A 13,504-nucleotide genomic window follows, 5' to 3' on the forward strand; every position below is an offset into this window, starting at 1 on the left:
TTAGTGCCTGATAATATGCGCTTTTTGATTGTGAAAATTAGTAGATAAACATGGCATCGCCAAAACTAAAGAAGCGGTAGTGTTCTTGGATGGCATGGTGGTAGGCATCTAAGACTAATTCGCGGCCTGCAAAGGCAGAAACCAACATGACCAGAGTTGATTTTGGCAGGTGGAAGTTGGTTGAGAAGGCATCTACAACCTTCCATTCATAGCCAGGTTTGATAAAGATATTGGTCCAGCCAGAATCTGCTTGGATTTGCCCATCAAACTTGGAACCAATAGTCTCCAAGGTGCGAATAGAAGTGGTTCCGACAGCGATGACACGACCTCCATTTTCTTTAACCGAGCGAAGGGTGGCAGCTGCTTCCTCAGAAAGTTGGTAGAATTCTGAGTGCATTTCGTGTTCGTCCAGATTGTCAACTGAAACAGGTCTAAAGGTTCCGAGTCCGACATGAAGAGTCAGATAGACTAGATGAACACCCTTAGCTTGGATTTCTGCCAGCAATTCTTTAGTGAAGTGTAGTCCAGCAGTCGGTGCAGCAGCAGAGCCACTTTCCTTGGCGTAAACAGTTTGATAGCGTTCGCGGTCATCCAATTTTTCGTGAATATAAGGTGGTAATGGCATTTCTCCCAGACTTTCCAAGACCTCCAGGAAAATTCCTTGGTATTCAAAGCGGACAATGCGGCCTCCGTGAGTCAATTCTTCCGTAACGACAGCGCTGAGGCGACCATCACCAAAGCTGACACGAGTACCGACCTTGAGGCGTTTGGCAGGTTTAGCCAGAACTTCCCACTCATCGCCAGCAGTGTTTTTGAGTAGGAGTAGTTCCACATGACCTCCAGTTTCTTCCTTTTGACCATAGAGTCGGGCAGGGAGAACGCGGGTGTCGTTCATGACAAGGGCATCACCAGGTTCCAGCATATCAATAATAGAGTGGAAGTGTTTGTCCTGCATTTCTCCCGTCTCACGGTTGACGATGAGGAGTTTAGAGGCATCTCGTTTTTCAAGGGGTGTTTGGGCAATCAATTCCTCGGGCAAGTGGAAATCAAAATCAGCTGTATTCATATATCTGTTCATTCTTTCTAAGTTCTAATCCTATCCATTATAACATGTTTCAAGTGTGGGCGCTCTTTTTTTAGAAATTAAATCGTTTTCACTTGACAAAAATTGGTCTATACCATATAATAAATATAGATAGAAATGGAGGATGAAAAGATGAAAGTCATTAAAGTTGAAAACCAAATCGAAGGTGGAAAAGTTGCTTTTGAGATTTTGAAGGAAAAATTGGACAACGGCGCTCAAACTCTAGGACTTGCGACAGGAAGCAGTCCACTTGAATTTTACAAGGATATTGTTGAGAGTGACCTTGATTTTTCAAATCTAACCAGTGTCAACCTTGATGAGTATGTAGGCCTTGATGGCGACAATCCTCAGTCTTATCGTCACTTCATGCAAGAAAACTTGTTCAACCAAAAACCATTTAAAGAAAGTTTCTTGCCTCGTGGGGTTAAGGATCATGCTGAAGCGGAAGTTAAACGCTACAACCAAATTTTGGCTGACCATCCAGTTGACCTGCAAATCTTGGGAATCGGTCGCAATGGACATATCGGATTTAATGAACCTGGTACTCCATTTGACAGTCAAACACATCTAGTAGAACTTGATCAGTCTACTATCGAAGCCAATGCGCGCTTCTTTGACAAGATTGAAGACGTTCCAACCCAAGCTATTTCAATGGGGATTAAAAACATTTTGGATGCCAAGTCTATTATTCTTTTTGCTTATGGTGAATCAAAAGCAGAAGCCATTGCTGGAACAGTGTCTGGCCCAGTTACTGAGTCTCTACCAGCAAGTAGCTTGCAAAACCACCCTGATGTGACCATCATTGCGGATGCTGAAGCGCTCAGCTTACTTGAAAAATAAAAAGCAATGTTCTATTGAACGCTTTCAACTCTTGTATAAATGTAAGAAAAAATGGTAAATTCCCAAACTAAGTTCCACCGCTAATCCAAGTGGAAGTTAGTCTGATAAAAATCCTAAAAACCAGTGGAAATCCGTGTCAGGGTAAGTTCTACTGGTTTTAATCATGCTTGATTTTATAGATTTTGTAGCCGAAAGGAATCGAAAAAAGAGCGCACAAAATCCCCTTATCTGAAAGCGTTTCAGATTAAGTTCCGCTATGGTGGAAGTTACCTCTCGTATATAATCAATCTTTTTAAGAGTTTTTAATACTCAAATGATATAAAGATTGATATAATAGGTTATAAAATTATAAAATCGTTCTAGGCTTCTTACTTTCTGAAAGATATAAGGAGGTCGCTTCTTATTTTTAAAAATCTTAGAGTACAATATGCTTTTGAGATATTTTGAATAAGATAAAAAGAAAGGTAACAATGAAACAATTTAAATTTAATGAGCGTCAACGTTTCTCCATTCGCAAATTTTCAATGGGTGCTGCATCTGTCTTATTAGGGTCAGTCTTTTTTGCGGTTAGTTCAGTTGAAGATGTACAAGCGGCTGAACAAAGTCAAAATGTAGTGGGTGTGAATGAGAATAAACAAACTCCTGATCCTGTTATATTGAGTAACTCATCTACTACAGGTGTGTCTACTGAAGAAACTAATACTTCAGTTTCTGCTACAAATGTTGAGAATAAACCAGAGGGAGATGTGGTAGGAAGCTCAAAAGAAACTCTAAATAAAACAGCCTTAACAAAATTAATTGAAGATATTGATGGGAAATTTACGAACGGGAAATATGCTTCTAAAACAGAAGATAGTGTGAATCAATTAAAAACAGCCTTAGATGAAGCTAGATCTGTATTAAACAATGCAAAAACACAAGAAGAGTTAACTAGGGCCTACAATAAGCTTGTTACAGCAACTACACAGCTAAAGATAAAACCAGAAGAGAAAAAAGAAGCAGCAGCAGTTGATACGACAAATGGAAAAGCTACTGTGGGTATTAAAGCAACAAATACTGAAAAAGCCACAGAATCAAATTCTATTCCAAACTCAGGTTCTAAAGATGAACGTAATGGAAAAGCATTAGATACCAATAATCCATTCCGTACAGATGCATCTACAACTACAACAGATACAGATTCTGCTGCGAATCAAACTTATACAGCTCCAGCTGAGAATGCGGATTTAGGAACTTTAGTGGAGAAACTAAAAGGGTTAGACTCTACAGTTGAAAATAACACAAAACTTTCACAAAATATGGATAGTTTAGGTGATAGTAAGGAAGTAGCAAAAGGTGCTGTAAAAGAAATTGATGAATTCGGAGGCTGGAAAGCAGTAGATGGTGGTAAATTTGCCATTGCTAGAAAAACTGAAGAAGATGTGTATCCTCTTGAAACAATCAATTCAACACTTAATGATACAGTTTGGTTGCAAGAACAAGCATTGGATAGAAGAACAGAGTACACTTTACTACTTTCAAAGAGTATAACTAGAAAAAATCGAAATGAAGCAGCTTGGGATAGTAGTGCATATCAACCAACTAGAGTAGCTAGTGGAGTTACCAAGAATGTTGCTGGATATAACGGGATTGAAAAAACATTTACAGCTTATTCAACTTTATATGGTTCAGATGTAGTAGTTAAGTTTAAACCTGGTTATCTTGGAGATAGTGATGGTTTTAAAGCTAACTATAAAGTTCAAGTCTATAGTATTACAGGAAATCAAGAGAAATTAGTATATGAAACAACTTTTGATCCTTCAAAAGATGCAAATGATGCCCAAAAAATTGTTACAAAAGCAACGGATGGAAAAAATAACTCTAAAATTCAAATTTCTAATACACCAAATAGCACTACAATAGATAGTGGAGTAGATCATACTCGACGTGTAGATTTTATTGGAAAAAGTGCAGCAGAAAAGTTAATGGCAAAACCTGGAAATAAACCAAATGGAGCGGCTGGGACATTTACTAGTAAGCCTATTGCATTACCTAAAGGTGCAGATCATTATAAAGTTAGAATTTCTTTAGCAAATCAAAATCGTACCGGTATGAGTTATCAAGCATGGGATGAAAAATATTCATTACCTGTTACGGGAATAGATTTTTCGATTGCTCAAGATACAAGTAATGTAGCGAAAAATCTTTTACAAAGAATTTACAATAAGTTAAAAGCAACTGAATCGGCAGATACAGATGGAAAGACAAATGAAACAAAAGCTGCGTATTTAGCAGAATTAGAAAAAGTTAAGACACTTGTAACGAGTACGGATGTTAAGAAGACAGCAGAATATAAAGAAGCTTTAGAGTCAACTTTATCGAAACAATTGGCATTAAGAGTTGATAAAACAGAGTTAAGAAATTCAAAAGAAGCGTTAAGTACCTTAGTAACAGCAACAGATCCAACACCTGGAAAAACAGCAGATAGTGCTACTGCTTATAATGCAGCAAAACAAGAAGCGATTAAAGCTATTGAAGCAGCAAAAACAGTTATTGATAATGAAAATGCAACTGTAGCAGAGGTTAGAGATACTTTAGAAACAGTTAATGCCAAACAAAAAGCTTTACAACGAGCCGAAGATGGATTAATCGAAGCAGCCACAGCAGACGAAAAAGCTAAATTAAAAGCAGATTCTGAAGCATTGAAAAAAGCAGATACAAGAGGTAAAACACCAAATAGTATTGATGAATACAATAAAGAGTTTAAAAAGTTTGAACAAGATTTTAATTCTATAAAAACAGAAGTATCTAATATTATAGCTAAAGGGAATAATGCAACTAAAGCAGAGGTTGATACGGCATTAAGCAAGGTAGCTGAAATAAAAACAAAATTAGATACAGCTGCAGGATTGTTAGTTGATAAAGGAAACAAAACAGAGTTAGAAAAAGTAGTAAGAGAAGAATCTGCTGTTAAAGGAAACTTTAAATATTATAATACAGACAAAACGAAAAGGGATGCATATGATTCAGCGATTACGAAGGGAAATATTGTAATAAAAGATCCAAATGCGACGCAAGCCCAAGTAAATGCCGCCTTAAGAGCGATCACAGAAGCTAAAGCAGCATTAAATGGAACTGAGACAAATAAAGACGAACTTCAAACACTAGTAAATGAAGCAGCCAATAAAGCTACAAACGCGAAATACTACAATGCAGAGCAAGGTAAAAAAGATGCATACGACCAAGCGATTACAAAAGCACAAGAAGTCTTGAACAAAGCGAATGTAACGCAAGCTGAAATTAACGCAGAAAAAGTCAAAGTAGAAACAGCGAAGAACGCATTAGATGGAACTGAGACAAATAAAGACGAACTTCAAACACTAGTAAATGAAGCAGCCAATAAAGCTACAAACGCGAAATACTACAATGCAGAGCAAGGTAAAAAAGATGCATACGACCAAGCGATTACAAAAGCACAAGAAGTCTTGAACAAAGCGAATGTAACGCAAGCTGAAATTAACGCAGAAAAAGTCAAAGTAGAAACAGCGAAGAACGCATTAGATGGAACTGAGACAAATAAAGACGAACTTCAAACACTAGTAAATGAAGCAGCCAATAAAGCTACAAACGCGAAATACTACAATGCAGAGCAAGGTAAAAAAGATGCATACGACCAAGCGATTACAAAAGCACAAGAAGTCTTGAACAAAGCGAATGTAACGCAAGCTGAAATTAACGCAGAAAAAGTCAAAGTAGAAACAGCGAAGAACGCATTAGATGGAACTGAGACAAATAAAGACGAACTTCAAACACTAGTAAATGAAGCAGCCAATAAAGCTACAAACGCGAAATACTACAATGCAGAGCAAGGTAAAAAAGATGCATACGACCAAGCGATTACAAAAGCACAAGAAGTCTTGAACAAAGCGAATGTAACGCAAGCTGAAATTAACGCAGAAAAAGTCAAAGTAGAAACAGCGAAGAACGCATTAGATGGAACTGAGACAAATAAAGACGAACTTCAAACACTAGTAAATGAAGCAGCCAATAAAGCTACAAACGCGAAATACTACAATGCAGAGCAAGGTAAAAAAGATGCATACGACCAAGCGATTACAAAAGCACAAGAAGTCTTGAACAAAGCGAATGTAACGCAAGCTGAAATTAACGCAGAAAAAGTCAAAGTAGAAACAGCGAAGAACGCATTAGATGGAACTGAGACAAATAAAGACGAACTTCAAACACTAGTAAATGAAGCAGCCAATAAAGCTACAAACGCGAAATACTACAATGCAGAGCAAGGTAAAAAAGATGCATACGACCAAGCGATTACAAAAGCACAAGAAGTCTTGAACAAAGCGAATGTAACGCAAGCTGAAATTAACGCAGAAAAAGTCAAAGTAGAAACAGCGAAGAACGCATTAGATGGAACTGAGACAAATAAAGACGAACTTCAAACACTAGTAAATGAAGCAGCCAATAAAGCTACAAACGCGAAATACTACAATGCAGAGCAAGGTAAAAAAGATGCATACGACCAAGCGATTACAAAAGCACAAGAAGTCTTGAACAAAGCGAATGTAACGCAAGCTGAAATTAACGCAGAAAAAGTCAAAGTAGAAACAGCGAAGAACGCATTAGATGGAACTGAGACAAATAAAGACGAACTTCAAACACTAGTAAATGAAGCAGCCAATAAAGCTACAAACGCGAAATACTACAATGCAGAGCAAGGTAAAAAAGATGCATACGACCAAGCGATTACAAAAGCACAAGAAGTCTTGAACAAAGCGAATGTAACGCAAGCTGAAATTAACGCAGAAAAAGTCAAAGTAGAAACAGCGAAGAACGCATTAGATGGAACTGAGACAAATAAAGATGAACTTCAAACACTAGTAAATGAAGCAGCCAATAAAGCTACAAACGCGAAATACTACAATGCAGAGCAAGGTAAAAAAGATGCATACGACCAAGCGATTACAAAAGCACAAGAAGTCTTGAACAAAGCGAATGTAACGCAAGCTGAAATTGACGGAGAAAAAGATAAAGTCGAAACAGCGAAGAACGCATTAGACGGAGCAGCGACAGACAAAGCACAACTAACGAATAATAATGACGTATTAAATGAGTTAATCTCAGAAGATCCAACAAACGGGAAAACTAAAGCAACAATTGACGAATATAAAAAAGTAAAAGAAGAATCAGAAAAACTTTTAAAAGAAATAAAAAAAGTTATCGATAATAAAAATGCTTCACAAATTGAAGTTAACAAAGCTTTAGAAATTGTGGTTAAGGCAAAAGATTCTTTAGAAAATGCGAAAAAATCATTGTTAGATGCTGTAGAAGCTAGAGAAGTAGTTGAAACGATAGCAAATGAAAAAATTGCTAGCATTAAAGCAGATAAAAAACTTTCTGTTCAAGAAAAAGAAAAAGCAATTGACAGAGTTGACAGATTAAAGGAAAAAGCATTAGAGGAAATCGATAAGTCTAAAAAACAAACAGAAATCGATAAAGCTTTACGTACATTCCTATACCAAATAGATCAAGATTCATTAGTTTATGAACGACCATCTTTTGACCTTGAAGCATTCATCCAATCATCTATTACTGGAGTAGTAACAGTTGAACGTGGAAAAGCGATTCGTCAAGCTGATGTCATTGCTAAACTAAACTTACCAGAGAATGTTACGGTCATTAGCATAGATTTACCGGATACAAATACATTAGGAGACAAGTTTGCTAAAGTAACTTTAAGATTAGCAGATGGAAAAGAAATAACTGTAAAAGTACCGGTTAGAGTTGTTGCTTCACAAAGTGGGGAGTCTAAACCAGAAACTTCTCTTCCAGATTATGGTAGAAATAACGGATCAACTAACACTGCTGCAAAAGTGGATAAAGCGAAGTTAGAAGGCGCTATTCGTCAATTAGATGAACTAATCATCCGAGAATCAGCTAAACTTGATGCAGAAACTGCAAAAGAAGCGAATGCATTATCAGCAGATGCTAAGAAAGTATTTGCTAATGCAGACGCAAGTCAAGCAGAAGTGGATGCAATGATTAAACGTATCGAAGACTTCATGGCGAAAGTTGCTCTATCAACTGATCATACAAGCCCAGCTAAGGATCAAGCTGCTCAAACACCAGCTGTAGCTCCAGCTACAACTCAAGCATCAGCAAATGCTAGTCAAACAGCATCAGCACAAGCAAATACACGTACAGTGGCTAAAGAATTGCCAAACACAGGTACAGTAGATTCTGTAGTATCTATGGTAGTAGCGGTCGCAAGTGCATTACTTGGTCTTGGCCTTGCAGGCCGTCGTCGTAAAGAAGACGAAGAAGCTTAATTGGTAGATTGTTTGATAAACATCAGATGATAATACTCAATGAAAATCAAATAGCAAACTAGGAAGCTAGCCACAGGCTACTCAAAACAGTGTTTTGAGGTTACAGATAGAACTGACGAAGTCAGTAACATATACCTACGGCAAGGCGAAGCTGACGTGGTTTGAAGAGATTTTCGAAGAGTATAAGTCCGATTTTCAAAGCTTAAACAAGTACCTCTCATAAGAATTCTCCTAGTAGGAAGGCGCTACAACCAAAGAAATCCTCTGATATCTTCTTTTAGACATATGATCTATCCCTTTAATGAGTGACCATATTCTCGATAAAAATAAGTACTGAATCCTGTTTCATCAATATAAACAGGTGCTAAGCGCTTTCAACTCTTGTATAAATGGCAGAAAAAATCAAAATTAAATCGCATTTTTGCTTGACAATTATTCCTTTTACGTGTAGAATAAAATAGATATTGAACTTGAAGGGAGTGAAAAAAATGTCTAAAACAGTAGTACGTAAGAATGAATCTCTTGACGACGCACTTCGTCGTTTCAAACGTGCGGTTACTAAAGCTGGTACTCTTCAAGAAACACGCAAACGTGAATTCTATGAAAAACCTTCTGTAAAACGTAAACGTAAATCAGAAGCAGCTCGTAAACGTAAAAAATTCTAATTAGAAATGAAAGGCTAGAGAAATCTAGTCCTTTTTCTTTTAAATAAATACTCCAAAGCCTGCAAAAATCTCAAATATCCTCTTACAATTTGATATAATAGTAAAAAGAACTCGATTGAAGGAGGAAATGATGTCGGTTTTAGTAAAAGAAGTGATTGAAAAGCTCAGACTAGACATTGTCTATGGCGAACCAGAATTGCTTGAAAAGGAAATCAATATAGCAGATATTACGCGACCTGGTCTTGAAATGACAGGCTACTTTGACTACTATACGCCAGAGCGGATTCAACTTTTGGGAATGAAGGAGTGGTCTTATCTGATCAGCATGCCTTCTAATAGCCGTTATGAAGTTTTGAAAAAAATGTTTCTACCTGAGACACCTGCGGTCATTGTTGCCCGTGGTTTGGTGGTTCCTGAGGAGATGTTAAAGGCTGCTAGAGAATGTAAGATTGCTATTTTAACCAGCCGTACGGCAACCAGTCGTTTATCTGGAGAGTTATCTAGTTATCTGGATTCTCGTTTGGCAGAACGGACTAGTGTGCACGGTGTCTTGATGGATATCTATGGGATGGGTGTATTGATTCAGGGAGATAGTGGAATCGGTAAGAGTGAGACAGGTCTGGAGCTTGTCAAACGTGGTCACCGTTTGGTAGCTGATGACCGGGTCGATATCTTTGCCAAGGACGAGATTACTCTCTGGGGTGAACCAGCTGAAATTTTGAAACACTTGATTGAAATTCGTGGGGTTGGGATTATTGATGTCATGAGCCTCTACGGTGCCAGTGCTGTCAAGGATTCTTCACAGGTTCAGCTTGCTGTCTATTTGGAAAATTACGATACGCATAAGACCTTTGATCGTCTGGGAAACAATGCAGAGGAACTTGAAATTTCTGGCGTAGCCATTCCTCGTATTCGTATTCCAGTTAAAACAGGTCGTAATATCTCTGTCGTGATTGAGGCTGCTGCCATGAATTATCGTGCAAAGGAAATGGGCTTTGATGCGACTCGTTTGTTCGAAGAACGCTTGACAAATCTCATCGCTCGAAATGAGGTGCAAAATGCTTGATCCAATTGCTATTCAACTAGGACCCCTAGCCATTCGTTGGTATGCCTTGTGTATTGTGACAGGCTTAATTCTTGCGGTTTATTTGACCATGAAAGAAGCGCCTAGAAAGAAGATCATACCAGACGATATTTTAGATTTTATCTTAGTAGCCTTTCCCTTGGCTATTTTAGGAGCTCGTCTCTACTATGTCATTTTCCGTTTTGATTACTATAGTCAGAATGTAGGAGAAATTTTTGCCATTTGGAATGGTGGTTTGGCCATTTACGGTGGTTTGATAACTGGGGCTCTTGTTCTGTATATTTTTGCTGATCGTAAACTCATCAATACTTGGGATTTCCTAGATATTGCAGCGCCTAGCGTTATGATTGCCCAAAGTTTGGGTCGCTGGGGCAATTTCTTTAACCAAGAAGCTTATGGTGCAGCAGTGGATAATCTGAATTATCTACCTGCCTTTATCCGTGACCAGATGTATATTGAGGGGAGCTACCGTCAACCGACTTTCCTTTATGAGTCTCTATGGAATCTGCTTGGCTTTGCCTTGATTTTGATATTCAGAAGAAAATGGAAGAGTCTCAGACGAGGTCATATCACTGCTTTCTACTTGATTTGGTATGGTTTCGGTCGTATGGTTATTGAAGGTATGCGAACAGATAGTCTCATGTTCTTTGGCCTTCGGGTATCGCAATGGCTATCAGTTGTCCTTATCGGACTGGGTATTTTTATCATTCTTTACCAAAATCGAAAGAAGGCCCCTTACTATATTACGGAGGAGGAAAACTAAATGTTAGAAGTCGCATATATTCTTGTAGCCCTTGCTTTGATTGTCTTTTTGGTCTATCTAATCATTACTGTACAAAAGCTTGGCCGTGTTATCGATGAAACAGAGAAGACGATTAAAACCTTGACTTCAGATGTGGATGTGACCTTGCATCATACCAATGAATTGCTGGCTAAGGTCAATGTCTTGGCAGATGATATCAATGTCAAGGTGGCAACGATTGATCCACTCTTTAGTGCTGTTGCAGATTTATCTCTATCTGTTTCAGATCTTAATGACCATGCGCGTGTCTTGAGCAAGAAAGCTTCCTCAGCTGGTTCAAAAACACTCAAGACTGGTGCAAGTTTGTCAGCTCTTCGTCTTGCAAGTAAATTTTTAAAAAAGTAAAAAAGGAGAATTCTTATGGGTAAACTATCCTCAATCCTTTTAGGAACCGTTTCAGGTGCAGCTCTTGCCTTGTTTTTAACAAGCGACAAGGGCAAACAAGTTTGCAGTCAGGCTCAAGATTTTCTAGATGATTTGAGAGAAGATCCGGAGTATGCCAAGGAGCAGGTCTGTGAAAAACTGACAGAAGTCAAGGAGCAGGCTACAGATTTTGTTCTTAAAACTAAAGAACAGGTTGAGTCAGGTGAAATCACTGTGGACAGTGTCCTTGCTCAAGCCAAATCATGTGCTCGTCAAGCGACAGAAGCATCAAAAGATCGCTTCAATAATCTCAAGGAGCAATGGCAAGAAAAGGCCGAAACTCTTGATGAATCAGAAGAGATTGTTATTGACATAACAGAAGAATAAACCATCACCATCTCTGGACGGACTATGTATCTGGGGATGGTGATTTTTTTCTCCTAGCCTGTCTTTGTGGTATAATAAGTACTATGCAGAAAAAACCGACGTCAGCCTATGTGCACATCCCATTTTGTACCCAGATTTGTTATTATTGTGACTTTTCAAAAGTTTTTATCAAGAATCAGCCGGTAGATAGTTATTTGGAACATCTGTTAGAAGAGTTTCAATCTTATGATATTCAAAAGTTGAGAACCCTCTATATCGGTGGTGGCACACCGACAGCTTTGTCAGCTTCTCAACTGGAGGTGTTATTGAAGGGCTTGATTAAAAACTTGGACTTGTCTGTCTTAGAGGAGTTGACCATTGAAGCTAATCCAGGCGACTTGGATGCAGACAAGATAGCTGTTTTGAAAAACTCGGCTGTCAATCGTGTTTCGCTAGGTGTGCAGACCTTTGATGATAAGATGCTGAAAAAGATTGGGCGCAGTCATTTGGAGAAGGATATTTATGAAAATATCGATCGTCTGAAACTGGCTGGTTTTGACAATATCTCCATCGATTTGATCTATGCACTGCCTGGTCAGACCATGGAGCAAGTTAAGGAAAATGTGGCTAAGGCCATTGGACTTGATATTCCCCATATGAGTTTGTATAGCTTGATTTTAGAAAACCATACGGTTTTTATGAACCGTATGCGACGAGGGAAATTGCCTCTGCCTAAGGAGGAACTGGAAGCTGAGATGTTTGAGTACATCATCGCAGAGCTAGAGCGAGCTGGTTTTGAACATTATGAGATTTCCAATTTCTCCAAACCCGGTTTTGAAAGTCGCCACAATCTCATGTACTGGGACAATGCTGAATACTATGGCATCGGTGCTGGGGCATCTGGTTATGTCAACGGAGTGCGCTATAAAAATCATGGTCCGATTCGTCATTATCTCAGTGCAGTTGAGGAAGGCAATGCTCGTATTACAGAAGAGCACCTGAGTCAAAAGGAGCAAATGGAAGAAGAAATGTTCCTAGGTCTCCGCAAGAAATCAGGGGTCTCTATGGCGCGATTTGAAGAAAAATTTGGACGGTCTTTCGATGGACTTTATGGAGAAATCGTCAGAGATTTGGTTCAACAAGGTCTCATGCAAATAGACGGTGATCGCGTGCGCATGACAAAAAGAGGTCTCTTTTTAGGAGACACCATAGCAGAACGATTTATTTTGGAGTAGAATGATGGGCTTAATTTATCAAATGAACATGAAAATTCCTTTTGATATGGCTGATATGAACGGTCATATCAAGCTTCCAGATGTGATTTTGCTATCCTTGCAAGTTTCAGGGATGCAGTCTATTGAGTTGGGAGTTAGTGATAAGACTATTTTGGAAGACTATAATCTGGTCTGGATTATCACAGAATACGAAATTGAGGTGGTTCGTTTGCCTCGTTTTGCGGAAGAAATCACCATTGAAACGGAAGCTTTGAGCTACAATCGACTTTTTTGCTACCGTCGCTTTACCATTTATGATGAAGCGGGACAGGACCTTATCCACATGATGGCGACCTTTGTTCTGATGGACCGAGATAGTCGAAAAGTTCATGCTGTCGAACCTGAGATTGTAGCTCCTTACCAGTCTGATTTTGATAAAAAGCTTATCCGCGGTCCAAAGTATGCAAATCTAGAAGAGCCAATCAGCAAGGATTACCATGTTCGTTTTTACGACTTGGATATGAATGGTCATGTCAATAACAGTAAGTATCTGGACTGGATTTTTGAGGTCATGGGAGCGGACTTTTTGACCCAATATATTCCCAAGAAAATCAACCTCAAGTATGTCAAGGAAGTTCGACCAGGTGGGGTGATTACATCGGCTGTTGAACGGACTGGACTGGAAAGCAAACATGAGATTACAAGCGACGGGGCTACCAATGCCCAAGCTATCATCACTTGGCAAGAAATGAAGAAGGATTAG

Annotated in this window: 10 protein-coding genes and 1 pseudogene; 9 read left to right on the forward strand and 2 right to left on the reverse strand. The window is 38.7% G+C overall.

What is annotated here, in order from left to right:
- Nucleotides 1-37: 37 nt before the first annotated feature.
- Nucleotides 38-1,066, reverse strand: a complete 1,029-nt coding sequence (gene queA, locus STYK_RS03565; protein WP_001090137.1) for a tRNA preQ1(34) S-adenosylmethionine ribosyltransferase-isomerase QueA — start codon at nt 1,064-1,066, stop codon at nt 38-40.
- 150 nt (nt 1,067-1,216) lie between these two features.
- Here queA and STYK_RS03570 point away from each other — a divergent pair, with 150 nt between their 5' ends.
- Together STYK_RS03570 and STYK_RS03575 are read left to right on the forward strand one after the other, a co-directional pair.
- Nucleotides 1,217-1,924, forward strand: a complete 708-nt coding sequence (locus tag STYK_RS03570) for a glucosamine-6-phosphate deaminase (RefSeq protein ID WP_261805255.1) — start codon at nt 1,217-1,219, stop codon at nt 1,922-1,924.
- Between the two features lie 470 nt (nt 1,925-2,394).
- Nucleotides 2,395-8,247 carry a YSIRK-type signal peptide-containing protein gene (locus tag STYK_RS03575; protein WP_261805256.1) on the forward strand — a complete coding sequence of 1,951 codons (5,853 nt, stop codon included), beginning with the start codon at nt 2,395-2,397 and terminating at the stop codon, nt 8,245-8,247.
- A gap of 249 nt (nt 8,248-8,496) precedes the next feature.
- Here the strand turns inward: STYK_RS03575 and STYK_RS10275 are convergent.
- Nucleotides 8,497-8,615: pseudogene (locus STYK_RS10275) on the reverse strand (IS630 family transposase); the annotation flags it as partial.
- 120 nt (nt 8,616-8,735) lie between these two features.
- Between STYK_RS10275 and rpsU the strand changes: the two are divergent.
- The 7 genes from rpsU (at nt 8,736) to STYK_RS03615 (ending at nt 13,504) form a co-directional block, all read left to right on the forward strand.
- Complete coding sequence (rpsU, locus tag STYK_RS03585) at nt 8,736-8,912, forward strand: 30S ribosomal protein S21 (protein WP_000048054.1); 177 nt, start codon at nt 8,736-8,738, stop codon at nt 8,910-8,912.
- A gap of 130 nt (nt 8,913-9,042) precedes the next feature.
- Nucleotides 9,043-9,978, forward strand: coding sequence for an HPr(Ser) kinase/phosphatase (gene hprK / locus STYK_RS03590; RefSeq protein ID WP_173228973.1), 936 nt, complete (start codon nt 9,043-9,045; stop codon nt 9,976-9,978).
- Nucleotides 9,971-10,759: a prolipoprotein diacylglyceryl transferase gene (lgt, locus tag STYK_RS03595; RefSeq protein ID WP_261805257.1), complete on the forward strand. Its 789-nt coding sequence runs from the start codon at nt 9,971-9,973 to the stop codon at nt 10,757-10,759. Before hprK ends, lgt begins: the two co-directional genes overlap by 8 nt.
- On the forward strand, nt 10,760-11,143 hold the full coding sequence (locus STYK_RS03600; RefSeq protein WP_050242113.1) for a DUF948 domain-containing protein: 384 nt from the start codon (nt 10,760-10,762) through the stop codon (nt 11,141-11,143).
- A 15-nt stretch (nt 11,144-11,158) separates the two neighbouring features.
- Nucleotides 11,159-11,548, forward strand: a complete 390-nt coding sequence (locus STYK_RS03605; RefSeq protein ID WP_000517381.1) for a YtxH domain-containing protein — start codon at nt 11,159-11,161, stop codon at nt 11,546-11,548.
- An 83-nt stretch (nt 11,549-11,631) separates the two neighbouring features.
- Nucleotides 11,632-12,762 carry a radical SAM family heme chaperone HemW gene (gene hemW / locus STYK_RS03610; protein ID WP_261805258.1) on the forward strand — a complete coding sequence of 377 codons (1,131 nt, stop codon included), beginning with the start codon at nt 11,632-11,634 and terminating at the stop codon, nt 12,760-12,762.
- Nucleotides 12,763-12,766: 4 nt separating this feature from the next.
- Nucleotides 12,767-13,504: an acyl-[acyl-carrier-protein] thioesterase gene (locus STYK_RS03615; protein WP_261023697.1), complete on the forward strand. Its 738-nt coding sequence runs from the start codon at nt 12,767-12,769 to the stop codon at nt 13,502-13,504.

The sequence above is a fragment of the Streptococcus toyakuensis genome (genome assembly GCF_024346585.1).
GTDB lineage: Bacteria > Bacillota > Bacilli > Lactobacillales > Streptococcaceae > Streptococcus > Streptococcus toyakuensis.